Origin of the sequence: Rhizobium sp. 862_C5_N1_2, assembly GCF_051811205.1 — a bacterium.
Taxonomy (GTDB): domain Bacteria; phylum Pseudomonadota; class Alphaproteobacteria; order Rhizobiales; family Rhizobiaceae; genus Rhizobium; species Rhizobium leguminosarum.
The window spans coordinates 2,603,457-2,630,324 of record NZ_JBPWPT010000001.1; the positions used below are offsets into that span (position 1 = coordinate 2,603,457).

The window sequence follows — 26,868 nt, forward strand, 5'->3', positions numbered from 1 at the left end:
GACGAACCTAGGACGGGCGTGGCTTGGCCGATCCGACACTGGATCGAATTTTTCTTCAAGAAGAATTCGATCCGGCGTCGCAGCTCAACCAGGCATGCCATCGAACTGCGGAAGATCGAGCGGCCTTGCCCAGGCGAGCCGGCGCCGGGTGAACATTTCGACCCCCGGCTTGATCAGCTCGGGCCGGTCGAGGCTGCCAAGCGTCACGAAGACGAGGCCGGGGAAGCTCTCGAGGTTGCTGCTGAACAATCTGGCGCCGCAATCGGGGCAAAAGTTGCGGTCGAGCCCCTTGCCTGAATCGGCGATGTAATGAAACGCCTTCGGGCTACCGCTGATCACGGTGAAATCTTCCTGCGGCACCGCGAAGAACGTGGCGGCTTCGCCGCCCGTTGCCCTCTTGCAGTCTAGGCAATGGCAATTGGCGACAAAGTTCGGGTCCGTGTCGAAGGCAAATCTTACTGCGCCGCAGGCGCATTGCCCGGTATATTTCCTGGTCATGTCAGATGCCTCCCATCCCGTGTTCGAACGTCGTGCGATTGGCACTCCACCGCCTCAGCGCGCCGCGCGTCCTTTCTGACGCACAAAGGACGCTCTAACTCTTTCAATCCGCGCATCGGCCCGACAATCAATTCCGATTTTCGGGCCGATGCGCTGGTGTCGCAGAGGTCGTCGAAACCCACCTGCGGCCGGCGTCGGCACAAGCCGAATGAGGAGATCTCGCCCCCGGGCGGCAATCATGCCCAGGGGCTGAAGTGCTTAAGCCGCGGCCTTTTTTCCCAAGGCATCAAGCAGCGTCCGGGCGCCCTGTTTTGACGAAGCCGGGTTTTGGCCCGTGATCAGCAGGCCGTCCTGGACGACATGCACGCCCCAATCCGCCGTCTTCGAAAACTTTGCGCCCTGCTCTTTCAGGACGTCCTCGAGCAGGTAGGGAACGACCTCGACCAGGTGCATGGCCTCTTCTTCTGAATCGGTGAACCCCGTGACGGCCCGGCCCTTGGCGATTGGCTTTCCATCCGGCGCCTTCACATTCGTCAGGATACCGGGTGCATGGCAGACGAGCGCCACAGGCTTTCCCGCCGAAAGCATGTCCTCGATAAGCGACAGCGCATTGCGATCGTTCGTCAGATCCCAAAGCGGACCGTGCCCGCCGGGGAAGAACACGCTGTCATAGTCCGCCTGGTCGATTTCAGAAAGCTTGATGGTGTTTGCGAGCGCAGCCATTGCCGCCGCGTCTCGTTCAAACCGTCTCGTGTCTTCCGTCTGGAACGCCGGCTCATTGCTCTTCGGATCGAGCGGAGGCTGGCCGCCCTTCGGCGAAGCGAGTGTGATGTCGACCCCGGCGTCGCGGAAAACGAAATAAGGAGCAGCAAGCTCCTCGAGCCAGAATCCCGTCTTCTTGCCGGTGTTTCCCAACTGATCATGCGATGTGAGAACCATGAGAATTTTCATTGCTCAGCTCCTTCAAGCCAGCCGCCGGACAACACCGTCGGCGCCCGGTTTTACGGTAAATACTGCCTGCATCTCATGCTGAAACGGGAGAGGACATAGAGCGGCTGCGCTGCGAAACAAGCTCTCCCGCGCAGCGTTTGCTAGAATTGCTTTAGCCGAAGCATAACCAGGCAAACGGAGGTCGCGCGTGACATCCGTTTGTCTGGGCTGAGCCGACCAAGACCCGCGCTGGAAAGAGCAGCGTGAGACCCCGGGCTGACCGGCTCGCGCTGGAATTTCCCGCACCAGTCGACATGCCGGCGGTCACAAAGCCGCCGCTCAATCGTCAGCAAATCGCCCCGTTACCGCCGCACCGTGCCCTCTTAAAGGTTCCATCGTCGCGACCTCGCCGGCCTTTGAGCGGCTGAGCGATCGACCGAGGCGGTCTTGCTGCCGATCAAATCATGCACTTGAAGAGGAATGAATATGATCAATCGTTACACATCTGTCGCAACATTGAGCACTGTGGTCTTCAGTCTGCTTGCTTTCAGCCCGGCATCCGCTGTCGACATGGCCCAGGCGCAACAGCAGCCGGCACAGGCGCAGCCGCCGGCTCAAGGCCAGACGCCGATGCAGGGACAGCAGGGCGGCACCGGTGCGACAGCAGCCGTCAGCGATCAGAAAATCGAGGCCTTCGCCGTTGCCTATCTGCAGGTCGACAAGGTGAGGCAGGAATATTCGGCCAAGATCGGCGCGACGAAGGACGAGACTGCCAAGCAACAATTGCAGGAGGAGGCCAAGAAGCAGATGGTCGACACCGTCAAGGCTTCTCCCGACATCTCCGTCGAGGAATACTCGTCGATCCTGACGGCCGCGCAGAGCGACCCGGCTCTGGCCAAGAAAGTTCTGGAAAAAATCGGCACGCCACCGCCGGGCCAACAGCAGCAGCAGCAGCAATAGGCTGCGCGCGGCGCTGTAAGTCGCCACGGACGTCTTGCCGTTCACGCCGGAAGCAGTGCCCGCCATTTGACGGGCTCTGCTTTCCACCTAAGAGTCGACGAAATGATCGGCTAGAACAGGATGATATTAGGCCGGGTCGGCCTAAAATCTGAATCCTGTTCTACATCATGTAGTGAGAGCATGATTTCGTCCGAAAACCGCTCACACTTTTCGGCATCATGCTTTCGTTCAGTATTGCGAGCCGCTCTTGTTGTTCAGGTCGTGCCGTTCGGTGCCCGTCAGCGGCGGGTTGAAGATGCTGACCAGAATGAGATCCTGATCCTTGCCGCCGCGCAGATAATGGCGGTCATGCTTGTCCAGCACATAGATATCACCGGCGCGGATCGGAAAGACGTTGCCGTCCATATCCTCCACTTCGCCCTCGCCCTTGATGCAATAGCAGGCCTCCAGATGATTGCGGTACTGAAGCAGGGTTCGCTATTGGCGCGAACGACGGTATGGCACACCGTAAAGCCCATGCCGTCGTCTTTGGTCAGCAAGCGGTGGCTCGTGCCGTTGCCCCAGTCGACGAAACGCTCGGTGAGCTCCACCTCCTTCAGATTTCTGACGAACATCGCCGATTCTCCTGATAAATTATTGAAGATGCAGCGATGATTCTTTTTTATCGCTCACGACAATTAGCTATTGAAATGGCTGGCATTTTCAAATGATGATTCTTGCGTCATCTGTGAGGAAATTTTACAAATGCAATTGCCGCCGTTGAACGCCCTGCGCGCTTTCGAAGCCACGGCCCGCCTGATGAGCCTTTCGAAAGCGGGCGACGAGCTGCACGTTACCCATGCGGCGATCAGCCATCAGATCAAGCATCTGGAGACCTGGCTCGGCCGCAAGCTGTTGCGGAAATCGGGCCGCGGTGTCGCGCTGACCGCAGCCGGCGGCGAATATTACCGCGCCGTGTCAGGATCGCTGGCGGCGATCGCGCATGCGACCGGCAACATGCGGCGCGATCACAACATGCGGGCCATCACCGTCGGCTGCATTCCCTCGATCGCCTCCCGCTGGCTCGTCCCGGCCCTGCCCTCCTTCCAGGAGAGCGACCCCGATCTCGACCTCAGGATCGTCTATGCACGCGCCGAAGAACGCTTCGACGACGAGAGCCTGGACGTGCTGATCACCATGGGCGAGGATCTGAGCGGCGGCAGGGAAAGCCGCCTGCTCTTCTCCCGCCGCAACCAGCCCGTCGCCAGCGGCCATTACCTTGCCAAACGCAACTGGACGGTCGACGACGTCTCGCTCGCCGGCGCCGATCTGCTGCACGACGAATCCGCCGACGGCTGGAAGGAATGGTTCCGCAAGGCCGGCCAGAAAGCGCCGGAGCCGCTCCGGGGTCCGATATTCCAGGATTTCAACATGCTGGCGACGGCCGTAGTCGCCGGCCATGGCGTGGCGCTCTGCCCTGTCGAGGTGTTCCGCCGCGAGATCGAACGCGGCGATCTGCTGGTGCTTTCCGACATCGCGACGGCAGAAAACCAAGGCTATTACGTCATATCGAACAGCTGGGCGAAAAAGCCGGTGCGCCGCTTTATCGACTGGTTCATGACGGAGTGCGGATCGGGCGCGTGAGATCCCCTATCGAAGGGTCGCCGCCGAGACGATGGATGCAAATGGGTCGCGAAAATAAAGATGTGGCATAAGCCCATCCGTGAGCGAGTTGGGCCGAGGTTGGGGATTGTTAATCAGAAATGCCTAATGTAAATCTTGGCGTGCACAAGTTGTGTGGGAGCTAATTTGCTACAATATCTGGTTATGACATGAGACTAAGGAGGGCCTCGGACATGCAGAAAATTCGTGCGGCCCCCTCGGCGCTCGGACAAACAGAGGCGAGAGCTTCGAGCTCGATCGACCGGCTTTTGTTCTTTGACCGCGATTTCAATCCCGTCGAGAATTTGCTGGGCACTGAGCTGCCTGATTCTGTCAAACCAGCAGCGTCGTTTTGGGAACATTTTCCAGAATTGGACAAATCGGCGATCACACTCGCCCTCCGTTCATTGGGCGACAGTGCCCAGCCTTTGCAAATATCGGGGGATTTTGGCGCGCCAGCGTCGCACGGACTGACGATCTATCGGATCGGAGATCTGTTTGCCGTGGTTCGGTCCGAGGAATCTATCGACGATGAGCGGGCGACCCTTTTGCATCTGGCCACCCACGATCCGCTCACTGGACTGCCGAACCGACGCCAGTTCAGCGAGGACCTCGCTGTGTTGTTACGGGAGACCGCAGGCTCGAACGAGACTCTGTCCCTGATGCAACTCGATCTTGACGATTTCAAACCCGTTAACGACACGCTTGGGCATCCGGCCGGCGACAAGCTCCTTCAGCTTGCTGCAAGCCGCATTCAAGAGTGCCTTACCAGCGACGACAGAGCCTATCGACTGGCGGGTGACGAATTCACCGTCATATCAAGGGGCCCGGGACATCCCGCCAAAGGACACCAGCTAGCTGAAGCTTTGGTTGATGCATTCAAAAAGCCCTTCACGATAGATGGCATCGCGCTATTTGTCGGTGCCAGCATCGGCATATCTGCTGCCCCACCGGACGGTACAAATCCGGAGCAGCTGATGAAGGCGTCCGACGTCGCACTCTACGCCGCGAAGAAGGACGGACGCGGTCGCGCAAGACCGTTTGATCCCTCAATGCTTGAGTTGCTGGAACAACGCGAACTGCTGCGCCGCAGCCTTCGCATGGCCCTGGTCCAACAACAATTCTCTATCGAGTACCAACCCATCGCCGAGGGCGGCAGCATTGTCGGCTTCGAAGCCTTGCTCAGATGGAACCACCCTCTACTTGGGAAAATCCCACCAACGGCATTTATTCCTATGGCCGAGGCCGATGGAATCATGCCGGAAATAGGTGCATGGGTTTTGGAGCAGGCATGTCGCGAGGCAATGAAGTGGCCGCAGAACTACATCGTCGCGGTCAATGTGTCCGCGGCTGAATTCTTGACAAGCGGCCTCACTGATCGGGTATCCCAAACGCTAGACTTAATCGGGTTGCCACCCGACCGTCTGGAGCTTGAGATAACCGAAAGCGTGCTCCTTGAGCGGACCGTCAACAATATCGACACCCTGAATACTCTCAACGTGCTAGGGATACGAATCTCGCTTGATGATTTCGGGACAGAATATTCTTCCTTGAGCTATCTGAAGACATTCCCTTTCGACACGATCAAAATCGACAAATACTTTATCACCGACCTCGAAAGTGATCTGAAAGGCCAGGCAATCGTCCGCTGCATCGTTAACCTCGCCCATGACCTCGACATGCAGGTGACAGCCGAAGGGGTTGAGACGCCAGGTCAGGCGGAATGGTTGCGCGGTGTGGGCTGCGATAGACTTCAAGGCTATTTGATTAGCAGGCCGCTTCCGGTCGAGGCGATTGGCGAGTTCATCACCCGGGCGGAAACATCCGTAAGACCCACGCTACCACAGTGAACAACCGATTTTCGCCGCGCCTTTAGCTATCGCGTGCATCAACCTGACGCCCCAGGCAAACGAAAGGAGGGTGTATTGGAACAGGAAGCAGCTAGCTTCGATGACCATGCATTTGCGCCGATGGTATCGCTGGAACTGAACGTTGCGATGTTCAAATCCCGATGGCAGTTTTGCGACAGGATTACCGAATACCTCTCAGACATTCTCGGCCAAGGTCACAGCGATCCCGCTCGATATTCCAATTTTCTTTCCGTCGCGACGAATGAGCTCATTGAACTTGCTTTCCGTTCAACGAGCGAGCCAGGAAGGATAAGTTTCAGTCTCTATCGGAGCGCGACAATCAATCGGCTGAGAATTGTCTTTCCCGGCGGGGAAGCATTTGGCCGAAAGCACGCCAATGCAAGATCAAGTGAGCGCCAGCCGGTCCCCGGCGCCGGCTCTGGATACTTGGTGATGAAGTCCGACGGGACGGTTTTGCTCAGCGATTTGGCAGCAATATTCCGCGCCACGATCCGGATTGAGAAAGACGGCGGACAAGGGATACAAATCATAGCGGATTTCCCCTCGGCCGAGGACTTCCGATGAGCCTGCTCCCGCAGCCCTTCACTGTTCATTTTGATCCGACAAATCAGGAGCTGTTGCTGTCTGGCAAGATGCGACCGGAAAGCGCCACTGAGATTGCCGATGCCCTCAAGCTGGTGCAGCAAAGTTTGGAAAAATACAGCGGGATCGTTTACCTCAATGTCAAACGTCTGACGCACATTAACATGACTGCCTTCGTAACCCTGTCCGATGTCCTCGCGGCAAGCTGTCGGACCAGGCCAGAACGGAAGATCGTCATCATCACGTCGAGCGTGGTGGCATGGTCGACCTCTTTGTTCGAGACGCTGGCGGCATCACAACCAAACTTGTCGGTTGAAGTCTACGATTCGGCATTTTATCCGGGCCAGAGCTTTGTCGAGGACGAGACTTTCATCCCCATTCTGCGCACCCAGACGAAAATGACATGGAGGCACGAACGTGAACTGTTGCCTCGCCACGGCCTGCGCAGCGGTCTTGTCATCGCGGATATCTGTTGCGGAATTGGGGATTTCGCGGCCTTGGTTCAGAGGGAATTTAAACCGGCACGCCTTGTCGCGCTGGATCATTCCGTGCGCAGCCTCGAATATGCGCGCAGGGTCGCTGCCGACTTCGATCTACAGGGAATCGAGTACACCTATGGTGACGCCTCCCAAATGCTGCTGCGAGACAATCAATTTGACTTTGTGACCTGCCGACATTCGCTGCAGATTTTCAACCGTCCCGAGATGCTGCTGCGGGAGCTCTACCGCATCTGTAAGCCTGGCGGCCGTGTCTACATCACGAACGAAAAAAATTCGCATTGTCTCGGCGAACCACATGCTGAAACAATAAGATGGACTTACGAGGAAGTCGCCAAATTGTTCAGGTATTTCGACATGGATGTCGAGATGGGGCCGAAAAGCCGCCATCTCCTCGCTGACGCGGGGTTCGATAGTATCAAGGTCGATTCCTTTATGGTCACCAACCTTGACGGGGACCCCCAAGACTTCGCGGACATCATCGAAGCTTGGGAAAATGTCTATGCGGGTGAGATGGCCGTTCGACGGGGCGACTCGTTGGATTTTATTCGCAGGTTCCGGCAGGGATTCAAAGATCATGTCTTTGCTGCTCTTCACCCCAAGGGTTATGCAGGCTGGCCGATCTGGGCAGCCTCCGGCCGAAAGCCGCTATGATGGACGAGAGATCATTGAAGAGACCGACAAGACTAGGCTCATTTCGGGCAAAATTCATCTTGGTCGTCGGTGGAGCAGTCCTCTTTGACTTGCTGGTCAGCGGCGGGCTGGCACTTTGGAACGTTCAGAGGCTGTCGCGCGACGCAACCCTCGAAGTCGGACAGGGCCTTGAAGCGGCAAACCAGGAATACATTCGTACATATGCTGATTCCACCGCAGCCCAGGTGAGTTTGCTCCTGCGGCAGGTTCATAACGACGTCAGCACCTTGGCAGGTGTGCTCCAGGCGCAGATCGACGATCCCGAGCGTAATTCCGACGTCGGCGCGGCGATCGCTCGCACATCGCCCAGCAGCGTCAGCCTTGCTTACGATCAGACGGGAAAGTGGTCTCAGAACGCTCCGGGCTCCGTCTCGGTTGTCAGCGTCTGGAGTTACTTGCTCGGACAAGACCACAACCCAAAGCCTGACGTCCAGACCGATATCCAGACGAGCGCGGTTCTGGACCTTGTTGCACCGAGCCTGCTGCAGCACGGTGCTTCGAAGCTGCAGATGTATTACATCGGATCGAAAGAACGACCAATCTTCAGGACAGCGCCCTATACCGACCAGGCTCAAACCTTCGACCGCCTTTATCCGGGTCACAACGAGGCCAATTTCTGGGACTTCTTTTTTCCTGGACTTTATGAGTCCTGGCAGGGCTGGGCCAAGGATATGAAAACGCGGCCGGTCGCGGACGATATAACGCAGACAGCTCCATATACCGATGCCATTACCGGGAAACTGATCGTCAGTTTCTTTCATCCATTATGGACAGCCGACAGGAAGGATGTCGCCGGGACGGCTGGCGCGGACATAACACTCGACCAGCTCGCGCAGACTGTTGAAAATGTGAAAGTGGCCCAGTCCGGCTTTGGATTCCTCGCAATGTCCGACGGAAACGTTGTGGCGATCAACAGCACAGGCGAAAAAACGCTCGGTCTGCGTTCTGCGAGCGATGCAAGCGGAACCGGCGTGACCGGATTGGAGCGCTCCCTGAAGGGAAGCTCCCAGCCTGCCATAGCGAAACTGGCCCTTGACCGCGAACAGGGCATCCAACATTTGCTGTTGCAGCAGGACGGCAACCAGGTCCCCTACATCTTTATCGTGAAGAAGCTCCCCGCGACCAATCTCTGGCTCAGCGGCCCGGTTCGGCAAGAGGCAATGTCTCTTGGAGTGGTTGTGCCTGAACGAGAAATCGAAGCCTCCCTCTATGCGGCCCAGGCCAAGATTTCGGACGCTACGAACCGGATCGTGCTCTACCAAATTCTAGCGATCTTAATGTCGCTGCTTATTGTAACGATCGCGGTATTTGCGGCTTCGAAACGAATAACGGGCGGAATCAGTGCACTTGCAGATGCCGCCAGACGGATACAAGCGAAGGACTATTCGGTCAGGGTGGCCATAGCAAGTAAAGATGAGGTCGGCGAGGCTGGGGAAGCATTCAACCGGATGGCTGAGCAGATCAGCTATCACACCGAAAATCTCGAGCAACTCGTCGAAGAGCGAACCGCTCAAATCGAAGATGCAAAGGAAGAGATTTCGACACTGAACGCACAGCTCCAGCGAGAAAATCGACGTCTCGGAACAGAGCTCGCCGTCGCCGAGAGAATCCAGCTCATGGTTCTTCCGCTGCATCAGGAGCTTGAGGAGTTTCAGGCCCTCGAGATCGCAGCCTATATGAGACCGGCGGAAGAAGTCGGCGGCGATTATTATGACGTCTTGAAGAGCGGAAACCGATTGAAGATCGGCATCGGCGACGTCACCGGACACGGGCTCGAAAGCGGCGTATTGATGTTGATGGTTCAGTCCGTCGCCCGCGCCCTGCAGGAAGCCGGAAACACCGATGCAGTCAAATTTCTCACAGACCTGAACAGCGCCCTGTTTAAAAATATAGTGAGGACTAAAATCGATAAGCATCTCACTCTGGCGTTTCTTGACTACGACGGAAAAGAGATGATCCTGTCGGGACAACACGAGGAAGTTGTCGTCGTGCGGGCGAACGGCAAGGTCGAGCGCATAGACACCATGGATCTGGGCATACCGATCGGGCTGGAAGCCGATATTTCTGCCTTCATTAAAACCCGTGAAATAGCGTTCGAGAAGGGGGACGTCATACTCCTGCATACGGACGGCGTGACAGAAGCCGAAAACGACGCGGGAGAACTGTTTGGCATCGAACGTCTGTGCCGCGAAGCACTTCGCCTGAAGGATCAGAGCGCTGAGAAAGTCGTTTCCGGAATTGTAGCGACATTAATGCTCTTTATCGGATCGCAGAAGATTTACGACGACATCACGCTTCTCGCAGTGCGACATAGGTGAGACATGACGCCAACGGTATATGGTATCGAATCTCTGGTGGGCATAAGCCTGGATTCATGCACTCGCCTTACGTTAAGCGATGGACCGCTTCAGCTTGGATGGAAGCACTCAGGAATGACCTCGGACTTCATCGCGGAAGTCATGGCTCTGCCCTATTCACGGTCAAGGAAAGACTACGTGCAGGCGCATCATGACATCGGATATCTGAGCAATGAGTTGATCGAAAATGCCGTTAAGTTTCGACAGCCTGGGGAGATCCTCATTGAAGCCGGCATATTCGACGGAACCTTTTTAATAAGGGTCAAGAACACGATCGATGGCGTGACATCATCTCGGTTTCAGCTACTGCTGCATCGCCTTCAATCGAAGGACCCTGGGGAACTTCTTCTTGAGCAAATCGAAACCAATGCCATATCGGCAGCAAGCGGTTCGGGCTTGGGGTTGCTCACGCTTTTGAGCGACTATGACGCAAAAATGGCATGGGCATTCGAAGGGAATAATGACCGGCATATCATACTGACGACGACTGCGGCTGTGGCGATGCCACCCTCCTCCAATCTGTGAGCGAAGAATGGAAATCAGCGACGAAAACTTCCGCGTATGGGCTGAGAAAAACGAAGTGTATTTCGACGGCGTATTCAGGCTGGCCGGACCGGACGCCTATGCGCCGATTTACTCATTGGTATTCGGCCTGCTCCACGAGGGGCACAAACAGGTGACGTTCAACCTGACGGGTCTCGAATTCCTCAATTCCTCTGGCATAAATCTCTTGGCTAAGCTGACTATTGAAGCCAGAAAGATGGGCGACCTCCTGCTCGTTGTCAAAGGCACCAACCAATATCCTTGGCAGGCGAAGTCCCTCCCGAATCTCAAGAAGTTACACCCGCTTCTCGATTTGCGCTTGGCGTGATTCTCTTTCGGAGGAGAGCCAATTCACACCTCGACGCGCCGTCATAAATCGAAGCCAACGCCAACAGCTGCCGAATTCGAAGTATCCTTGGCTCTTCGCCAGCCCCCGCAGCGCCAGCCCGTGGTGATGGCGGCTCCGCGTCGCCCCACGCTTGGCAGCCCTCAGACGCTGCTGAGGAGGAGACTGGTCTCGCTGTTTGCGACACCGTCGATCATGCGCACCTCGCGTAGAACCCGGTCGAAGTCGGCAAGGCTTGCGGCCCGGATATCGGCGACAAGGTCCCAGTTGCCGTTGGTCGTGTGCAGCGCTGAAATCTCCGTCAGGCCACGGAGCTTTCGTATGACCTGGGTCGTCGATTTGCCGACAACCTCGACCATCATCACGGCACGCACGGCGTTGACGTCGTAGTCCTCCCGCACCCGGACGGTGAAGCCGAGCAGCGTACCCGTCTCCATCAGGCGATCCAGCCGGTTCTGAACTGTGCCGCGTGCGACACCGAGTGCATCGGAAAGCTTGCTCAAGGAAGCGCGCCCATCGGCGCGGAGGTGAGCGATAATCCGGCGATCCAGATCGTCGGGTGCGTATTTCGCGATGGTCATATTGCCTCCTTGCTAAATTCGCGCAAATGAACTGAACGAAATGCACAATTTACTGCCAGAATTAGCACAGATTTGAACTTTCGGCCAACATGCAGGACAGTTAGTCTTTCTCCTCGAGCATATGCAGGAGGAACTCAGCATGTCGTCGCCCCTTCCATCGGAAAAAGCTCTCGTACCCTTCGTCAGCGTCGAGAACATGATGCGTCTTGTCCACCACATCGGCATCGAAACCGTTTTGACCGAACTTACCGAGGTCATCGAGGCGGATTTCCGCCGCTGGGGATCGTTCGACAAAACCCCGCGCGTTGCCTCTCACTCCGGCGAAGGTGTGATCGAGCTGATGCCGACTTCGGACGGCGAAATCTACAGCTTCAAATATGTAAACGGCCACCCGAAGAACATGGCGCAAGGCCTGCAGACCGTGACGGCTTTCGGCCTTCTGGCAGAAGTTTCGACCGGCTATCCGGTACTGCTCACCGAAATGACCCTGCTGACAGCGCTGAGAACCGCCGCAACTTCAGCCATGGCCGCGCGGCACCTCGCACCTAAGGGTGCCCGCACGATGGCCATGATCGGCAATGGCGCCCAGGCGGAATTCCAGGCGCTTGCCATGAAAGCCGTTTGCGGCATCGATCACGTCAGGCTCTACGACATCGATCCGCTGGCGACGGAAAAGATGGTCCGCAACCTTGCAGGCACGGGGCTGACGGTGACCGCCTGCAGCTCGTCCCAATCGGCTATCGAAAATGCCGATATCATTACGACCTGCACCGCCGACAAGCAGTACGCGACGATCCTGACCGACAACATGGTTGGCTCCGGCGTCCACATCAATGCCATCGGCGGCGACTGCCCGGGCAAGACCGAGCTGCATCGCGACATCCTGTTGCGCGCCGACACCTTTGTCGAATATCCGCCACAGACCCGCGTCGAGGGCGAAATCCAGCAGATGGATGCCGACTATCCTGTCACCGAATTCTGGCAGGTTGTGACGGGACAGGCGACCGGTCGCCGCGATGCCAGTCAAATCACCCTATTCGACAGCGTCGGTTTCGCGATCGAGGATTTTTCCGCTCTTCGTTATGTCCGTGACAGGCTCAGGGGGACCGGGCTTTACCAGGACCTCGATATCATCGCCGATCCGGACGATCCGCGCGATCTGTTCGGCATGTTGCAGCGAGCAAGGCAGGCATAGGAGCGCGACGATGCCAAGACACGTCACATATTCCGTCCAGGCGCCCTCTGCAGTCGTCGTGGTCCGGCCGCACCACTTCACCGTGAATACCGAGACCGCCATCGACAACCTGTTCCAGTCCAGCCCGGATACGACGGAAGACCTTTCACTGGCGGCCTATGACGAAATCACCCGGGCGGCCGATGTGCTCAGAAGCCATGGCGTGAACGTGCATCTTTTCGACGACACCGGTACCGAGACACCGGATTCGGTCTTTCCCAACAACTGGTTTTCCACCCATGCCGGCGGTCATGTGGCGATCTATCCGATGAAGGCCGTCAATCGCCGGCGCGAGCGGCGCAGTGACGTCATCGAAATGCTGAAGAGCCAGTATCGGGTGCAGGAGGTGATCGACTATTCCGGCCTCGAGCCGGACGGACTGTTTCTCGAGGGCACCGGCGCCATGGTTCTCGATCACATCGATCGGGTGGCCTATGCCGTCCGCTCCGACCGCACCGATCCAATCGCGCTGGAACGCTTCTCGACCCACTTCAACTTCGAGCCGATGGTATTCGACGCGCGGGATGGAAACGGCGTCGCCGTTTATCATACCAATGTCCTGATGTGCATCGCCACCGACTTCGCCATGATCGGACTGGAGATGATGACCGATGCAGCAAGACGCCGGGAGGTCGTTCTAAGACTGGAGCGCTCCGGCCGCGGCGTCATCGCACTCACCAACGATCAGATCGCCTCCTTCGCCGGCAACGCTCTCGAACTCCAGGGAAATGCGGGGCGTATCCTTGCGCTCTCGACCACGGCGTTTGCATCCCTGAGCCGGGATCAACGCAACACGATCGAAGAGAGCGCCGAACTGGTCGCGCTTGATATCCCGACCATTGAGCGCGCCGGTGGATCGGTCCGCTGCACGCTCGCAGGCATCCATCTGACGCCGCGATGATTGCGTGCTGACGGTGGAATATTGCGACTGCCGTTTGACACTCTCGTGAAACTCAGCGAGGCATCTTGTATGAAGTCGACATCCTTTCGATAACGGGCGCCGGCCAAGTTTTTTTGACCTCGCAAATGGGGGAGGAAAAATTGGGGGGAACAAGCATGGACCAAACCAGCCGCCGACAAGGAGCCCGCAAAATTGCAAGCCTCGGCCTGGCGGCATGGGTGCTGCTCCTGCCGATCGCACTGGTCTCTTTGGGGATTTGGCAGACACAGCGTGCAGCCGAAACGCTTGAACATGCGCGCCGTTCTTCGGCCGAACTCTCGACGACCCTGGCTCAGGTGAAAAACATCGCGGCATCCGATCCAACAGCCATTCTGACCTTCCAGGGAGCGGGTGAGCCCACCTCCCTTGCCGCCCTGGTCGCCGTTTCGCAAATCGAGGCAGCCCTTTCTCAGGCCGACGAGGAGCTGGAAATCTCGCAGATCCGCCGGCCACTGGTTTGGGGAACGATCGGCGGAGCCGTAGTTGTTTTTTTCGGCGGTGCGCTGGGACTGATGGCGGCCGGTATTTCCGGGATCCGCGCGCGCGTCTCCCAACGCCAACTGATCGCGAGCTTTCAACGTCTGCGGTCGCTCCTTCCGTTCATTCTTGCGACCGTTGTGATCGGGTTTTCTATCGGCGTCATTTCGGCGGCCCTGTTCGAAGCAGTCAGCATGGGACTATGGGCAGATTTTACCACGGGCAGTGCCAAGCTTTTCGCGGTCGCCGTCGTCCTCGCCGTCATCGCAGCCTACAGCGCCTTCACGGCGCTGCGTGGCTTGAAAGATGTCTTTGCCCTGTTCACACCCGAACCGCTTGTCCCGGCGGGACGCGTCATCGAAGAAACGGAGGCTCCGGAACTTTGGCGTTTCGTCCGCAGCCTGGCCGGGCGGCAACACGCTTTGTTGCCCGACACGATCATCGTTGGCCTCGGCCAGGGCTTTTTCGTAACGGAGAGCCAGCTGCGTCTCTGGCCTGAGGACAGACTGGTGACCGGACGGTCGCTCTATCTGCCTGCGGCCTATCTTGATCTTCTCGACCAGGCCGAAATCGCGGCAATCATCGGCCATGAGCTCGCCCATTTTTCTGGCGAAGACACCACCTATAGCCAGCAATTCACGCCGATTTATGCAGGCCTCTGGCGTGCTCTTGCAGCTCTTGGACGCGCCGACGGTGGTCGCTTCGTCCTGTATCCGGCGGTGAAGCTCGGCTTTCACGCCATGCAGCGGTTCGATCATGCCGTCGCACACTGGAGCCGGCTGCGAGAATTCGATGCTGACCGTAGCGGCAGTCTGCTGGCGACGCCGGCAGACGCCGCCTCGGCTCTCATCCGCACGGGGATTATCGCTCCCGCCGTCGCCTATGTTCTTCAGCGCGCATATGCCGGACCGGATGATACCGGTTCCGATGATGCCTGGCCTGACCTCGTCGCGCAGACAACGGAACTGGTCACCACCAATGGATGGAGCGATCCGATGCCCCTTTTGGGAGATCGGCAACCGCATCCGACCGACAGCCATCCGCCGACGATCCAGCGGATATCGGCCCTCGGTGTGGAAATTGGCGATGACCTGCTGAGACGAGCGATGCGTCAGCCGGAGCCGGGAGCTCGCTCTTTTGCGGACGATCTGTTTTCGGATTGGGCCGGACTATGCCGTCTGTTGAGCAAGGATTTCATCGACGACGCGCGCATGATGCGTGACCGCCGTCGCGAAGTGCTTGAAAAGGTGGTTGCCGGGGCCTCACAGGAGACCGTCGTCTACGACAACGTCAAGCCGATGATCTGGACGATGGTGATCGTCGCCATGATTTTCGCCGGATTTGGCCTGACGGTCGTCTTTCTCAGCGGCCAATTGGGCCTCGGCTACGATGAATTCGCACAGTCACTGATCGCCGCGATCACCGCCTTTGGCGCTGTCACCTCCCTTCTCTACGCGGCCTTTCTGTATCGGAGCGCGGCACGACCGCTCATGGTGCTGACCCCGGATGCATTGCTCGCCTCCAGACTGGACAAGCCGGTTGCCTGGACGGATGTTGCGGGCTACGCGGTCTACGCATCGAGCCGTTTTGCCCTGCGCCTCTGGCTCAATCAGGATGCGCCAGTGCCAAAAAAACATTGGCGTGCGATCTATAGCAAAATCGACCGCCGGCAGCGCATCATCACGCTGGGTGCCCTGGGGATTAAAGGGATGAAGGCCGCCGACTTCAGCGCACTCGTCGGCCGGTATCACGAGGCCGCTTACGCCCGACAGGAGCTCGCCGCCGCTATGTTGCACCCGTCCCGCGATGCGTCCGCAGACGAGACAGCCGGAAAATACTGAGCAGCAATGAGCTCAACCGATGGCCGCTTCGCGCGAAGAGGGAATCGTTAAGCATTTCAGGTCGTCTAAGACCATTGCCGGAGCGGCATCGGACCTCGGTCCGATGTGCAATGCGCGATCACCGTCTAACCTCTCCTATCTGCTCAAGCCGTGTATCTGCCCGGCGCTTGATCTGATTTGGAGGAAAACAATGCGGATCGCAACCTTAGCGTCCCTGGCCGCGCTCTCGCTGGCTCTTGCGGCGAGCCCGGCAACAATTGCCGGAATCGATATGACCGCACTGGCGAAGAACGGTGGAAACGGTGGCGGCAACGGTGGAGGCAATGGTGGAGGCAATGGTGGCGGTCACGGCGGCGGCAGTGGAAACAGTGGCAACCATGGCAGCAACAGCCAGGGTGGCAGTTCAAACCACGGCAACTCCAAATCTCAAGGCGTGAAAGGCAAATCCACCGAGGCGACAAGCAAGTCGAAGTCCGCGAAGGCAGACGAGACTAAAATCGGCACGAAAGAAAAAAACCTGTCGGCGCAGCTTGCGGGTCTGAACTCCTTGAAGCGGAACTATAAGGCACTGATGCATACGTCGGATCCACGCATGACCGCTATCGCGGCCTATGCCGTGGCTTATGCCCAATATGAACTCGACAATGGAATCGAGCCCGCAGCCGATGACCCTCTGTTGGGGGATCAGGCGCTGGAGGACGCATTGGCTTCAGCGACGAAAACCGGAGAAGTCAGCCCGGCGGTTTTGGACGAAGCCAAAACCATCTTGGGGGTTGGCGACGCAAACGGGAAGATCGATCAAATCCGCACCTCTCTGGAGAACGCGGCGCCGGTGACATCAGACGAATAGCCGAGAATTCAGGTGCGAGCGGTGTGGAGCTGACAAGTATGGCTCCGCACTAAACTACGAAAGAGCATTTCCGCTTTGTTTGAGTACGGATATGCTCTTTTTTTTGCAGACACAGAACCCTCTGTTGAAACTGCTCCAAGATGAATGCGCCTCTATCAGCCCAGTTCATCGAACAATTTCACGACGCCAAGTCATCATCGTTATTCCCTATTTATCAGAAGGCCGGGCGGGCAAACAGGTTCTCCTGTCGCTCATAGCCCAGATGCCGTCGACGCTGCGCTCGACCCAAAAGCGACACTCCACCTGAATCATGAGACCCTTCCCGAACTTCCGGCCCAAGCTTGAGCTCACCTTGCTGGATGTAGGATCATCCGGCTTTAACGCGGGATGACCACAGTGGAGGTCAGCCGCCCATGCTTTAAGGCGAACGGTTTTTGCGGCGCGTTCTGCGATTTCGCTGGTCGTAATTTTCTCGAAAGTGCGCCTGGTCATCTCAAGCGGATCGCGGCCGGATATTTCGGCGCTTGATCGCGTTGAATTCCAATCCTTCGGTTAAGAGCCAAGTGAATTGTTGAGGAAACGAATTATAATACTATTGAATCCAGAATACAATGGATTGAAAAAGGATGAATTCTTCAGGTATTTTTATAAATTTTATTTTCAACGGTTTGATAATTTCACTATTTTTCTTTATGCACACTTACTGATACTTACGTGAACGCATAAAGAACTTTCGAGCATTCCAGCTGTTGCGAGCAGTGTTTTCTAGGCTTCACGCCTGATTTGGAACGAAGGCGGATCAAAACGAGTTCCCAGAACGGCTGAGTTGAAACCGGTTATGGCTCTGCCTCGCCGGTCCCTATCCCCACGGCGGAACTCATCGAACAGCGCCCCGGTCGCTCTCGATGCATCGGCGGGCGGCGTGATGCCACGTTCACCGCCCGCGGGCATCATTGCAAACTGAAGGTATCGTAACCACCTTAAAGCTGACGGCAGCCATGTCACGGGCGCTGCTGTTTGAGGGCAATTACCCTAGCCCCAGCAAGGAGGACGTCGTGTCTTCCACTCATTTGTCAGAAATTGATGATCCAACCGACATCGGCCTTATCAGGACAGTCCTTCGAAGTGCCGGCTTTCGGGGCAGCCACGCTGTTGCAGACTCCGAAGAAAAGCGTGCCGCGCTTACCTTTCTCAAATCGGAGTTTCGAAATGGCGTATCCTCGGAAAACGAATTGTTGTCGGCGCTGAAACGTCGAGACGATCTTTTGCCGCCGGCACTTCGGCGAATGCAGGGGATATAGCAAACGACGTCGCGATCGCCTGAAAAACAGACAGTAGTGACATGACCCTGTCGTTTCCCAGTGCGGCGCGCAGTTGCGATGAGACGAAACACGGCATCCGTTTTTGTAGGCCATGACAGCAAACCTCGAGGCGGAACCCCGTATTTGCAGGTGGCAGCACATTTCCAGCCGGTGCGACCGCTCGACCTTTCGTAAACAGGGAGCTTGTGTAGGCGCGCGCAGCACTCATGAAGGCGCGTTTAAACTATCTCAGTTTCGATCTTCGGACTGTGCTATGATGAGCAATGGCAGAGTTCTCCGCACTTGAAGCAGCCACGCGACGGGTCACCGATGATCGAATCCAGATCGCGGTCCAGGAAGCCGAAATTGCCGGGGGCGTTCTCCGGGGCGAATCTACGTCTTTGGCTCGAGAAAAGCTCAAGAGCTGTTTGCAAAATCTTCGATTTCACATCTTTGCGCGTGACCTGATCCAAGCGAGGATAAGCGTAGATCATCACCTGCCGCCCATGTCGAGGACATGAGTTCCACGAAACTGCATTCAACGACGAGCCGTAAATTCATTGCGTTCCCGCCTTCCTTCCCCAGACTGGTGCTCCCCGATGATGACCGATATTGAGCCGAAGGAGCTTCAGGCACGTTCCCTCGCCCATTTGGGGGAGAGGGTTGGTGTGAGGCAGCTCTTGAGCTTCGACGGCGCGCGCAAGCTCATCCCTCCAATTCGATGATCGCGCAGCCATAACCTTCGAGATCGAGCCGGCCGGCAACGGGGTTTTCATCATTCAGGAGATCACGGCCAGCGGGGACGCCGCCGATGGCCGCCGGCTGGTCGGTGTAGTTCTGGATGAACAGCAGCCGACGGTCGTCATTCATCCGCATGGTCACCTCGACACCCTCGGGAAGCTCGCCGATCAGCGGCTCGATGCCGACGGGTGCAAACAGCCGCCCGGCAAGCGCTGCCGTCAGATCCGGCGTGAGATAGGTGCCGACATAGACCACCTGCCCTTTACCGACCTTGCGCGACGTCGCCATCGGCTGGCCCTCGGCATAGCGGTTCGACCAGGCCGCGACCACTTCGACATCGCCGTCGGTCGCAAGGTTTTCATAAAAATAGCCGGCGGCCAGTTCGCGGTTGCCAATCTTGAAGCGGCGCTCGCGCCGGTGCGATTCCGCCGGCTTGTTCGGAGGAATGACAAGCCCGCCCGAACGCTCCATCACATCGAACAGCCCGTTGGCGCCGGGGGCAGCAAGACGGCCGAAATCCTCGACGCGCACGCCTGTGAGCTGAGACAGCGAGGTGCCGGGCGCGGTCTCGCGGATGACGTGGTTGTCTTCGTTGCGCGTGCCGGTGCGCGCGCCGATGACGACAGTGCCGCCATGCTCGGCGAAGGATTTCAGCCTTTCTGTCCATTCGTCCTTCCACATCACCCAATGGGGGACATAGAGCAGCTTGAGCTTGGAAAGATCGTCCTCGGGATGAATGAAGCCGCAGGCAATGCCGCGGTCGTAGCAATATTGGTGCAGCAGGATCGCATCGTCCTGTGGGCTCGGCAGGCCGATTGGATAGGTCTTGTGAGCTTCCTGATTGTCGAAGTCGGATCCGGCGATGCCGACATCCATACGCACATAGGTGCCGAGGATCTTGGGCGCTAGCGCGGTCATCTCGGTTGCGAAGCGTTTCGCCTCGTCATAGCGATGGCGGGCGACGTCGTCGTGGTCGATGATGCCCATCCAATAGATCTCGGCGCCGAAATGCGCGGGGCGCCAGCGGAAGAACATCAACCCGTCAGCGCCATGGGCGACCGAGGAGAGCGCCATGCGGCGCAGTTCGCCCGGTTCCGGCGTCAGCGTGCAGAAGCCCGGCTGGCTGCCGAAGCCCGATTGCTGCTCGGGAACGATGTAGTTGCCGGAAAAACCGCGGCAGATATCGAGGTGCAGCGCTTGGACCTTGGCGTGGTTTCCGAGCCGTTGGAACTCGTCGTAGAGCATCGGATAGATATCGTAGCCGACGAAATCGAGATCGGTGGTGAACTGGCCGCGAAAGTCGATATCTCTGAGACCCCCGAGATTGTGGAAGACGAACCAGGAGGGTTTCACGGCGCGCAGGATCTCGACCTGGTCGTGCTGGAAGCGCGCCGTCGAAAAGGCCAGGAAACGGTGATAATCCTGGAGATGTCCGGGGCTCGGGAAGGTCGGGCCGAACTCGATCGGCAGCACCACCTGGTCGAAACTGTCATAGGCCGTCGCCCAGAAATCGCCGCCCCACGCCGTGTTGAGCTTGTCGATTTCGCCATATCTGCCGGCCAGAAAGGCCTGGAATTCGGTGAGCGTCGCCTTCGAAAAACTCTCCGGCATGCTGGTATTCAGCTCGTTGTCGGTCTGCCAGCCGACGACAAAGGGATTGTCGCGATAGTGCTCGGCCATCGCTTTGGTGATGCGCCGGCTGTGTTCGCGAAAGACCGGGCTCGCCGTGTCGCAATGCTGCCGCGAGCCATGGCTCATCGGTCGGCCCTTGCCGTCGACCCTCAGAATCTCTGGATGCGCCACGCTCAGCCAGCGCGGCGGCGTTGCCGTCGGCGTGCACATGATCGTGTCGATGCCAAAGCGCCCGAGCATGGCGATGGCACGGTCGAACAGATCGAAATCGAAGGTGCCGAGCTTCGGCTCGAGAATATGCCAGGCGAATTCGGCCATTCTGACCACGTTGAAGCCGGCCTTCGCCATGCGCTCGGCGTCGCGCTCCCAGTAGCTTTCGTCGACGTGCTCGGGATAATGCGGGGCGCCGACGAGGAAGCGGTCGGTCTTGACGGAGTTCCATACGGAAAGGTTTGCGGTCTTGTCGGACACGGTGATGTTTCCTGTGATTATCTGTCGAGGATCGTCTTGCGGGCGCTGATCGTACGTCCGCCGTCGGGCGAGAAGAGATAAAGTTCGCTGGCGTCGAGCTTCAGCGCCACGTTCTGGTCGGCGGTAACGGGCGCGACATAGCTGAGCTGCACCGTGATGTTGCCGGTGCCGCTTTCCGAGGCGATGGTCCTGAGATTGCCGGCGTCGATATAGAGGATGGTTTCGCGCCCGAGATGCTCGACCAGTCGGACCGCGCCGTTGATCGCCCCGCCTTGGGCAGCGTCGGCGACCAACGATATGTTTTCCGGCCTTACACCCAGCGTCAGGCTGGCGCCCTTCGGCGGCACCGCGGCCTCCGCCAGTTCGACAGTCACCGGCACAAGGCCCGGCGCCGAAACCGTGATATTGCGGCCGGACACCTCGTCGATGGTAACGCCGAGGAAGTTCATCCGCGGGGCACCGAGAAAGCCCGCGACGAAGAGGTTGTCAGGGTTGCGGTAGAGTTCGAGCGGTGAGCCCACCTGCTCGATTATCCCCTGGTTCAAGACGACGATCCGGCTCGCCATGGTCATGGCCTCCACCTGGTCGTGGGTGACGTAGACCATGGTGGCGCCGAGTTCGGCATGCAGGCTGCTGAGCTCGACGCGCATCTGGGTTCGAAGTGCTGCGTCGAGGTTCGACAACGGCTCGTCGAAGAGGAAAACGTCGGGCGAACGGGTGATTGCCCGGCCGATCGCCACGCGCTGCCGTTGGCCGCCGGAGAGCTGCTTCGGCCGCTTTTCCAGCTGGTCGGTGATCCTCAGGATCTTGGCGGCGCGCGCCACCGCCGCCTCGATCTCGGCCTTCGGGCGCTTGGCCATGCGCAAACCGAAGCCCATGTTCTCCGCCACCGTCATATGCGGATAGAGCGCGTAGGACTGGAAGACCATGGCGATGCCGCGGTCCCCAGGCTCCTGTTTGCTGACGTCGCGGCCGTTGATCAGGATCTGGCCGGAGGAGATCTCCTCCAGGCCGGCGATCGACTTCAAAAGCGTGGACTTGCCGCAGCCGGAGGGGCCGACCATGACGATGAACTCGCCTTGCGCTACGGAAAGATCGATGCCGCGCAGCGCATGATAGGCGCCGTAATTCTTGTTGATCTGTCGGAGTTCGAGACTGGTCATGCGTCCTGGCTCTCTGCTGTTGAAACTTGGAACTTTAGGAGATCGCTCATCCCTTCACCGCTCCCATCGTCAGGCCGGCGATGAAGTGGCGCTGCATCAGGAAGAACATGACGACGGGCGGCACGGCGACGACGATGGTGCCGGCGGAAATCAGGTTCCAGGCCGACACCCATTCGCCGCGAAGATTGGCAAGGCCGGCGGTAACAGGCTTGACGGAGTCGCTGACGGTCAGCACCACGGCCCAGAAATAATCGTTCCAGATGAAGGTGAAGATCAGGATGGCGAGCGCGGCAAGGGCCGGCCGCACCAAGGGGATCGCCACATGCACCAGCGTCTGGAAAGGAGAGGCCCCCTCGGCGCGGGCCGCCTGGAACAGTTCATCGGGAAGTGCTCCAATGAAATTGCGCATGAACAGCGTTGCAAAGCCGGTCTGGAAGGCGACGTGGAAGATGATCAGCGCCGCCGTGGTGTCGATCAGGTCGAGCCGGACCATCAGGTCGCGTACCGGGATCATCATGATCTGGTGCGGCAGGAAATTGCCGCCGACGAACAGCGCGAAGATCAGCATGTTGCCGGGAAAGCGGTAGCGCGACAACACATAGCCGGCGAGCGTGCTCAGCACCAGGACGCCGATCACCGAGGGAATGGTGATCGTCAGGCTGTTGAGGAAGTAGCGGGCCATCGGTGTCTGCGTGAAGACAGCCGTGTAATTGTCGACCACGCCGATGCCGGTCGGCCATCCCCACAGATTGCCGCCCATGACATCCTCGGTCGAACGGAACGAGGTGAGGATGATCGCAAACAGCGGGCAGAGCCAGAGCAGAAGGACGATGACGACGGCGAACACATAGAGGCGGCGCTGCCAGACGTCGGCTTCGGGAATGGGACGAGGATACATCAGCCTCCCCTTTCTTCTGTATGGATGATGCGGCTGAGGTACCAGACTATGAAGGCGGCCATGATCACAAACAGCACGGAGGCGATCGCCGCGCCGTAACCGAAGCGGTAGGAGAAGATCGACTGTTCGAACATCTGGTAGGCGAGAACCGAGGACGAACCGAAAGGGCCGCCATTCGTCATCACCGATACCATATCGAAGGACCTGAGTGCCCCGACCACGGTGACGGCAATGGCGATGAAAGTGACCTGGGTCAGCTGCGGCAGCACGATGTGCCACAACATGTTCCAGCCCCTCGCCCCATCGACACGCCCGGCACCGATCAGCTCTTCGCTGAGATTGTTGAGCCCGGCGAGATAAAGAACCATGCAGAAGGTGATCTGCGGCCAGAGTGCTGCAATCACGATGGCGAAAGTGACGAAATGCTCGTCGGAGAGAACCGCCGGCGCCGTCGCCCCGAACGCCCTGAAGATCAGCGCGAGCAACCCGAACTCCGGCGTATAGACCCAGGTGAAGACGACGCCGACCGTCACCGAGGCGAGCACCAGCGGGATGAAGAACAGCGACTTCAGGAAGCGCATGCCGCGAATTTTCTGGTTGACCAGCAGCGCGATGGCGAGCCCGATCGGCGGTGCCGCCATGAACATTACCAGCCAGATCAGGTTGTTCTTCAGCGACACGTAGAATTGCGGATCGTTGTAGAGCTCGACGTAGTTGCCGAAGCCGATCCAGACCATCGGGCCGAAGCCGTCCCAGTCGTGCAGGCTGATCCAGAGGCTCCTGACGGCCGATAGCAGGATGACGGTGAAGAACAGCAATATCGCCGGCGCGATGAGTAAAGTCGGGGTGAGCCACCAGCGCTGGCGGCGCCATAACATCAACATCTCAAGAACCTCATTAATACAGGAGCAGACTCATGCGTGCTCCGGGAGCAGAGGCGCACCTCCCCCAAGGGGTGGAGGCAAACAGCCTCCACCCCTTGGGAACAGCGGTTCGCCGCCGCCCCTGGGAGAGCTGCTAGATCTTGTAGATGCGCTTGCGCGTGCCCTCGAGGCGCGTCAGGATGGCCTTGCGCCGGTCGGGCTTGGCCATGAACTCCTGGAAGCCGACGAGGCCGGCCTGCGCCATATCGGGGTCGCTGTCGCGGTCGTAATATTGCGACGTGCCCTGCACCGTCTTCATCGTCTCGACGGCGACGTTGACCAGCGGGTCTTTGCTTGGCGGCAGATCGTGGCGTGGCGGCACATTGCCGCCCGGCTCCAGATAGGCCGCCAGATTCTCGGGCTTGTAGAAGTAGGCGAGGAATTCGCGCGCGCCCTGCTTGTTCTTGGCCTTGGCGGGAATGTGGATCGAGTTGACCGAGAATTCCTCGTAGTGGCCGATCTTGGCGTCGAGCACCGGGAAGGTCGCGTAAGAGAGCTGTGGCAGATCTTCGGCGGTGAAAGCCGAGCGCAGGAAAGCGCCGAGATTCATCATGCCGGCCTTCTTCTGCGCCAAGAGCGCCGCGGCCTCCTGCCAGCCGAAGGACGTGTGGTTCTCCGTGAAGAACCCCTTCGAAATCATCGCCTCCCACTGGTCGAAAACCGCTGTCAGCGCGGGATCGAGATAGCTCATCTCGCCGTTCATCAGCGCCATATGCTTGTCGAGGCCATTGATGCGAAGGTTCATCTGGTCGAACCAGCCGGCCGCCGGCCACAATTCCTTGGTGCCGATCGCAACCGGCGTGATGCCCGCGGCCTTGCACTTGTCGCCATAGGCCATGAACTCTTCGGCCGTCTTCGGCACGGTCAGACCATGTTGCTCGAACACATCCTTGCGATAGAACAAGCCCCAGAGCGTGCCTCCGGTGGGAAGGCCATACTGCTTGCCGTCGTCGGTGACGGCGCCTGCCGTCGCGCCGAGGACGTCCTTATATTTCTCTTTCTCGAAAAGGTCGGAGATGTCGTCGAACAGGCCGCGCTTGACGAAGGCGCGCATGCGGTTGCCCGAAAACCAGGAGCAGACGTCGGGCGCGCCGGCGACGAGATAGTTGCGAATGGCCGTCTTGTGGGCCTCGTGGTCCATATTGTTGATGACGACATTGACGCCGGCTTCCTTGCTGAAGCCCGCGGCAATCGCCTTCAGCGCATCGAGTGCGGCACCATTGTTTTCGGCGGAAATCATCGTGACCTCCTGGGCTTGCGCGATCGCCGGGATCGGAAAGCTGCCGGTGACCGCTGCGGCGGAAACCAGCCCCGCGCCCTTCAGGAAGCGTCTGCGGGTGGTCGTCGGAAATTGCTTCAAAAATGTCATTGAATTCCTCCCAGTTGATCGATCAACATCTCCCGACCGTCGCCTCCTCCATGAAACGACCGACCAGGCATTCAACGCTGCGATCCGCTCGGCGATTCCAGCGATAATCCGCCTGGCTGAGTTGATCCGCGGCCGAACTTATGCATAGATCTTTGCAGCCCGCAATAATTAATTTACAAAATTAAGGAATGCATCGTGAAGTTAAAAGGCGACCAGACCACGGCGAGAGCCATGAACCGACGCCTCATCCTCAACCTTCTCCGGCGGGAGGGGCCGAGGAGCCGCGCCGACATCGCGACGGTGATTGGTTTAAGTCCTGCCGCCGTCACCTTTGTCGTCGCCGACCTTCTGGAGGAAGGCATCGTCATCGAAGGGAAGACCGTGCCCGGCCTCACCGGCCGCCGCCCGATCCCGGTAGATATCAACTACGAGCACGCACTCGCCGTTGGCTTCAAACTGATGGTCGACTCGGTGGAGTGCGTGGCAACCGACCTTGCCACCAACCCCGTCGCCGCCATGCGAGTAAACCTCGACGGCCACGACCCCGATAAGGTCGCCGACCTGCTGGCGGGCACCGTGCCAGAACTGGTAAAGCTCGCCGGCCGGCCGGATGCGAAGCTCGCCGGCATCGGCATCTCCATGCCCGGTGTCATCAATCACGAACAGACGGCCTGCGTGCGCAGCCACCGCTTCAGCTGGAACAACGTCCCCCTCGCCTCGCTCGTCGCCAGCCGTGTCCATGTACCGGTCTGGCTGGAGGACGACACCAACGCTTATGCCATTGCCCAGCAGCTCTTCGGGCTCGGCCGCCAGCATCGCAACATGGCCGTCCTCGCCGTCGGCGTCGGCATCAGCTGCGCGCTTGTCATCGACGGTAAGCTCTACCGCGGCGCAAACGGCGCGGCCGGCAAGTTCGGCCACACCCTCTACGAGGAGAACGGCCGGCTCTGCGAATGCGGCAAGCGCGGCTGCCTGATGGCCTATCACTCCGAAGCATCGATGCTGAGACGCTGGCGGGAAGCGACCGGCCGCGAGGAGCTGGGACTGCCGGAATTGTCGGCTGCGCTCGCATCAGGCGATGCCGCCGCCCTCGCCCTCGTCGCCGATTCCGGCCGCGGCATCGGCACCGCCCTTGCCAATCTCATCAACATCACCGATCCCGAAGTCATCGTCGCCGGCGGCGAAGCCGTCTCCCTCGGCGAGCCTTTCCTGACGCCACTGCGTGAAGCCCTCGCTGCCCGGACCTTCCGAACCGCCCCGCCCCTCTTGCCCGACTGGGAGGACAATTCCTGGGCTCGGGGCGCCGCTGCCCTCGTCACCCAGAAAATATTCGACTTCGAATCCTCCGGCGGCATCACGGACATCGCCAATCTCGCCGGCGTCAGACCTGTGGACTCGTCGTCGGCAGCGTAGTGATACACTGGATTACAAAAATAGGAGGTTTCAGACACATCCCTGGTTCAATCCTCAGGTGAAATCCGGACGCGACCCAATGGTCGAGATTGGTTTAAATCCAGAAAGGATGACCA

The 26,868-nt window shown here is 58.7% G+C and carries 23 protein-coding genes and 1 pseudogene; 14 read left to right on the forward strand and 10 right to left on the reverse strand.

Going from position 1 to position 26,868, the window contains the following annotated elements:
- Positions 1–84: 84 nt before the first annotated feature.
- A complete protein-coding gene (locus tag ACD590_RS13155) occupies positions 85–498 on the reverse strand; it encodes a GFA family protein (RefSeq protein WP_047623313.1) in 414 nt (137 codons plus the stop codon).
- Positions 499–756: 258 nt separating this feature from the next.
- A complete protein-coding gene (locus ACD590_RS13160; protein ID WP_130729187.1) occupies positions 757–1,449 on the reverse strand; it encodes a type 1 glutamine amidotransferase domain-containing protein in 693 nt (230 codons plus the stop codon).
- 459 nt (positions 1,450–1,908) lie between these two features.
- Here ACD590_RS13160 and ACD590_RS13165 point away from each other — a divergent pair, with 459 nt between their 5' ends.
- The gene (locus ACD590_RS13165; protein ID WP_439002727.1) at positions 1,909–2,388 is read left to right on the forward strand and encodes a DUF4168 domain-containing protein; all 480 of its coding nucleotides are present in this window, start codon (positions 1,909–1,911) and stop codon (positions 2,386–2,388) included.
- Between the two features lie 228 nt (positions 2,389–2,616).
- On the opposite strand, the pseudogene ACD590_RS13170 reads toward ACD590_RS13165, so the two are convergent.
- A pseudogene (locus tag ACD590_RS13170) lies at positions 2,617–3,002 on the reverse strand (ectoine synthase).
- A gap of 130 nt (positions 3,003–3,132) precedes the next feature.
- On the opposite strand from ACD590_RS13170, the gene ACD590_RS13175 reads away from it, so the two are divergent.
- The 7 genes from ACD590_RS13175 (at position 3,133) to ACD590_RS13205 (ending at position 10,900) form a co-directional block, all read left to right on the forward strand.
- Positions 3,133–4,011 (forward strand): LysR substrate-binding domain-containing protein, encoded by an 879-nt coding sequence (locus ACD590_RS13175; RefSeq protein ID WP_115157271.1) that lies wholly within the window; start codon positions 3,133–3,135, stop codon positions 4,009–4,011.
- Between the two features lie 212 nt (positions 4,012–4,223).
- A complete protein-coding gene (locus ACD590_RS13180; protein WP_018242673.1) occupies positions 4,224–5,879 on the forward strand; it encodes a putative bifunctional diguanylate cyclase/phosphodiesterase in 1,656 nt (551 codons plus the stop codon).
- Between the two features lie 75 nt (positions 5,880–5,954).
- Positions 5,955–6,464: a hypothetical protein gene (locus tag ACD590_RS13185; protein WP_439002729.1), complete on the forward strand. Its 510-nt coding sequence runs from the start codon at positions 5,955–5,957 to the stop codon at positions 6,462–6,464.
- On the forward strand, positions 6,461–7,633 hold the full coding sequence (locus ACD590_RS13190; protein ID WP_018242675.1) for a class I SAM-dependent methyltransferase: 1,173 nt from the start codon (positions 6,461–6,463) through the stop codon (positions 7,631–7,633). The genes ACD590_RS13185 and ACD590_RS13190 overlap by 4 nt, the downstream gene beginning before the upstream one ends.
- A complete protein-coding gene (locus tag ACD590_RS13195) occupies positions 7,630–9,990 on the forward strand; it encodes a SpoIIE family protein phosphatase (RefSeq protein ID WP_115157270.1) in 2,361 nt (786 codons plus the stop codon). Before ACD590_RS13190 ends, ACD590_RS13195 begins: the two co-directional genes overlap by 4 nt.
- A gap of 3 nt (positions 9,991–9,993) precedes the next feature.
- Positions 9,994–10,554: a slr1658 superfamily regulator gene (locus ACD590_RS13200; RefSeq protein ID WP_018242677.1), complete on the forward strand. Its 561-nt coding sequence runs from the start codon at positions 9,994–9,996 to the stop codon at positions 10,552–10,554.
- Between the two features lie 7 nt (positions 10,555–10,561).
- Complete coding sequence (locus tag ACD590_RS13205; protein WP_003560625.1) at positions 10,562–10,900, forward strand: slr1659 superfamily regulator; 339 nt, start codon at positions 10,562–10,564, stop codon at positions 10,898–10,900.
- A gap of 161 nt (positions 10,901–11,061) precedes the next feature.
- On the opposite strand, the gene ACD590_RS13210 is transcribed toward ACD590_RS13205, so the two are convergent.
- Positions 11,062–11,499: an Lrp/AsnC family transcriptional regulator gene (locus ACD590_RS13210; protein WP_018242678.1), complete on the reverse strand. Its 438-nt coding sequence runs from the start codon at positions 11,497–11,499 to the stop codon at positions 11,062–11,064.
- Positions 11,500–11,638: 139 nt separating this feature from the next.
- Here ACD590_RS13210 and ACD590_RS13215 point away from each other — a divergent pair, with 139 nt between their 5' ends.
- The 5 genes from ACD590_RS13215 to ACD590_RS13235 all read left to right on the forward strand — a co-directional run bounded on the left by ACD590_RS13215 (position 11,639) and on the right by ACD590_RS13235 (position 18,142).
- Positions 11,639–12,694 carry an ornithine cyclodeaminase gene (locus ACD590_RS13215; protein ID WP_439002730.1) on the forward strand — a complete coding sequence of 352 codons (1,056 nt, stop codon included), beginning with the start codon at positions 11,639–11,641 and terminating at the stop codon, positions 12,692–12,694.
- Positions 12,695–12,704: 10 nt separating this feature from the next.
- Positions 12,705–13,634, forward strand: a complete 930-nt coding sequence (gene ctlX, locus ACD590_RS13220; RefSeq protein WP_439002731.1) for a citrulline utilization hydrolase CtlX — start codon at positions 12,705–12,707, stop codon at positions 13,632–13,634.
- Between the two features lie 155 nt (positions 13,635–13,789).
- On the forward strand, positions 13,790–15,991 hold the full coding sequence (locus tag ACD590_RS13225; protein WP_439002732.1) for a M48 family metallopeptidase: 2,202 nt from the start codon (positions 13,790–13,792) through the stop codon (positions 15,989–15,991).
- A gap of 190 nt (positions 15,992–16,181) precedes the next feature.
- Entirely contained in the window at positions 16,182–16,841 is a 660-nt protein-coding gene (locus ACD590_RS13230) for a hypothetical protein (protein ID WP_439002733.1), read from the forward strand.
- A 1,055-nt stretch (positions 16,842–17,896) separates the two neighbouring features.
- The gene (locus ACD590_RS13235; RefSeq protein ID WP_155256924.1) at positions 17,897–18,142 is read left to right on the forward strand and encodes a hypothetical protein; all 246 of its coding nucleotides are present in this window, start codon (positions 17,897–17,899) and stop codon (positions 18,140–18,142) included.
- Between the two features lie 272 nt (positions 18,143–18,414).
- Here the strand turns inward: ACD590_RS13235 and ACD590_RS13240 are convergent, their stop codons facing one another.
- The 6 genes from ACD590_RS13240 to ACD590_RS13265 all read right to left on the reverse strand — a co-directional run bounded on the left by ACD590_RS13240 (position 18,415) and on the right by ACD590_RS13265 (position 25,339).
- Positions 18,415–18,636, reverse strand: a complete 222-nt coding sequence (locus ACD590_RS13240; RefSeq protein WP_018446301.1) for a hypothetical protein — start codon at positions 18,634–18,636, stop codon at positions 18,415–18,417.
- A 211-nt stretch (positions 18,637–18,847) separates the two neighbouring features.
- Entirely contained in the window at positions 18,848–20,986 is a 2,139-nt protein-coding gene (locus ACD590_RS13245) for a beta-galactosidase (protein ID WP_168298984.1), read from the reverse strand.
- Positions 20,987–21,003: 17 nt separating this feature from the next.
- Positions 21,004–22,149: an ABC transporter ATP-binding protein gene (locus tag ACD590_RS13250; protein WP_439002734.1), complete on the reverse strand. Its 1,146-nt coding sequence runs from the start codon at positions 22,147–22,149 to the stop codon at positions 21,004–21,006.
- Positions 22,150–22,195: 46 nt separating this feature from the next.
- Positions 22,196–23,047, reverse strand: a complete 852-nt coding sequence (locus tag ACD590_RS13255; protein WP_439002735.1) for a carbohydrate ABC transporter permease — start codon at positions 23,045–23,047, stop codon at positions 22,196–22,198.
- Positions 23,047–23,931, reverse strand: a complete 885-nt coding sequence (locus ACD590_RS13260) for a carbohydrate ABC transporter permease (protein ID WP_018242688.1) — start codon at positions 23,929–23,931, stop codon at positions 23,047–23,049. Before ACD590_RS13260 ends, ACD590_RS13255 begins: the two co-directional genes overlap by 1 nt.
- A 133-nt stretch (positions 23,932–24,064) precedes the next feature.
- Positions 24,065–25,339 carry an ABC transporter substrate-binding protein gene (locus ACD590_RS13265; protein WP_439002736.1) on the reverse strand — a complete coding sequence of 425 codons (1,275 nt, stop codon included), beginning with the start codon at positions 25,337–25,339 and terminating at the stop codon, positions 24,065–24,067.
- A gap of 195 nt (positions 25,340–25,534) precedes the next feature.
- On the opposite strand from ACD590_RS13265, the gene ACD590_RS13270 reads away from it, so the two are divergent.
- Entirely contained in the window at positions 25,535–26,752 is a 1,218-nt protein-coding gene (locus ACD590_RS13270; RefSeq protein WP_439002737.1) for an ROK family protein, read from the forward strand.
- The last annotated feature ends 116 nt before the right edge of the window (positions 26,753–26,868 follow it).

Excerpts from the sequence above, each read along its gene's own strand:
- ACD590_RS13155 (WP_047623313.1), bottom strand. The coding sequence starts at position 498 with ATGACCAGGAAATATACCGGGCAATGCGCCTGCGGCGCAGTAAGATTT.
- ACD590_RS13160 (WP_130729187.1), bottom strand. The coding sequence starts at position 1,449 with ATGAAAATTCTCATGGTTCTCACATCGCATGATCAGTTGGGAAACACC.
- ACD590_RS13165 (WP_439002727.1), top strand. The coding sequence starts at position 1,909 with ATGAATATGATCAATCGTTACACATCTGTCGCAACATTGAGCACTGTG.
- ACD590_RS13175 (WP_115157271.1), top strand. The coding sequence starts at position 3,133 with ATGCAATTGCCGCCGTTGAACGCCCTGCGCGCTTTCGAAGCCACGGCC.
- ACD590_RS13180 (WP_018242673.1), top strand. The coding sequence starts at position 4,224 with ATGCAGAAAATTCGTGCGGCCCCCTCGGCGCTCGGACAAACAGAGGCG.
- ACD590_RS13190 (WP_018242675.1), top strand. The coding sequence starts at position 6,461 with ATGAGCCTGCTCCCGCAGCCCTTCACTGTTCATTTTGATCCGACAAAT.
- ACD590_RS13195 (WP_115157270.1), top strand. The coding sequence starts at position 7,630 with ATGATGGACGAGAGATCATTGAAGAGACCGACAAGACTAGGCTCATTT.
- ACD590_RS13200 (WP_018242677.1), top strand. The coding sequence starts at position 9,994 with ATGACGCCAACGGTATATGGTATCGAATCTCTGGTGGGCATAAGCCTG.
- ACD590_RS13205 (WP_003560625.1), top strand. The coding sequence starts at position 10,562 with ATGGAAATCAGCGACGAAAACTTCCGCGTATGGGCTGAGAAAAACGAA.
- ACD590_RS13210 (WP_018242678.1), bottom strand. The coding sequence starts at position 11,499 with ATGACCATCGCGAAATACGCACCCGACGATCTGGATCGCCGGATTATC.
- ACD590_RS13215 (WP_439002730.1), top strand. The coding sequence starts at position 11,639 with ATGTCGTCGCCCCTTCCATCGGAAAAAGCTCTCGTACCCTTCGTCAGC.
- ctlX (WP_439002731.1), top strand. The coding sequence starts at position 12,705 with ATGCCAAGACACGTCACATATTCCGTCCAGGCGCCCTCTGCAGTCGTC.
- ACD590_RS13225 (WP_439002732.1), top strand. The coding sequence starts at position 13,790 with ATGGACCAAACCAGCCGCCGACAAGGAGCCCGCAAAATTGCAAGCCTC.
- ACD590_RS13230 (WP_439002733.1), top strand. The coding sequence starts at position 16,182 with ATGCGGATCGCAACCTTAGCGTCCCTGGCCGCGCTCTCGCTGGCTCTT.
- ACD590_RS13240 (WP_018446301.1), bottom strand. The coding sequence starts at position 18,636 with ATGATCTACGCTTATCCTCGCTTGGATCAGGTCACGCGCAAAGATGTG.
- ACD590_RS13250 (WP_439002734.1), bottom strand. The coding sequence starts at position 22,149 with ATGACCAGTCTCGAACTCCGACAGATCAACAAGAATTACGGCGCCTAT.
- ACD590_RS13255 (WP_439002735.1), bottom strand. The coding sequence starts at position 23,047 with ATGTATCCTCGTCCCATTCCCGAAGCCGACGTCTGGCAGCGCCGCCTC.
- ACD590_RS13260 (WP_018242688.1), bottom strand. The coding sequence starts at position 23,931 with ATGTTGATGTTATGGCGCCGCCAGCGCTGGTGGCTCACCCCGACTTTA.
- ACD590_RS13265 (WP_439002736.1), bottom strand. The coding sequence starts at position 25,339 with ATGACATTTTTGAAGCAATTTCCGACGACCACCCGCAGACGCTTCCTG.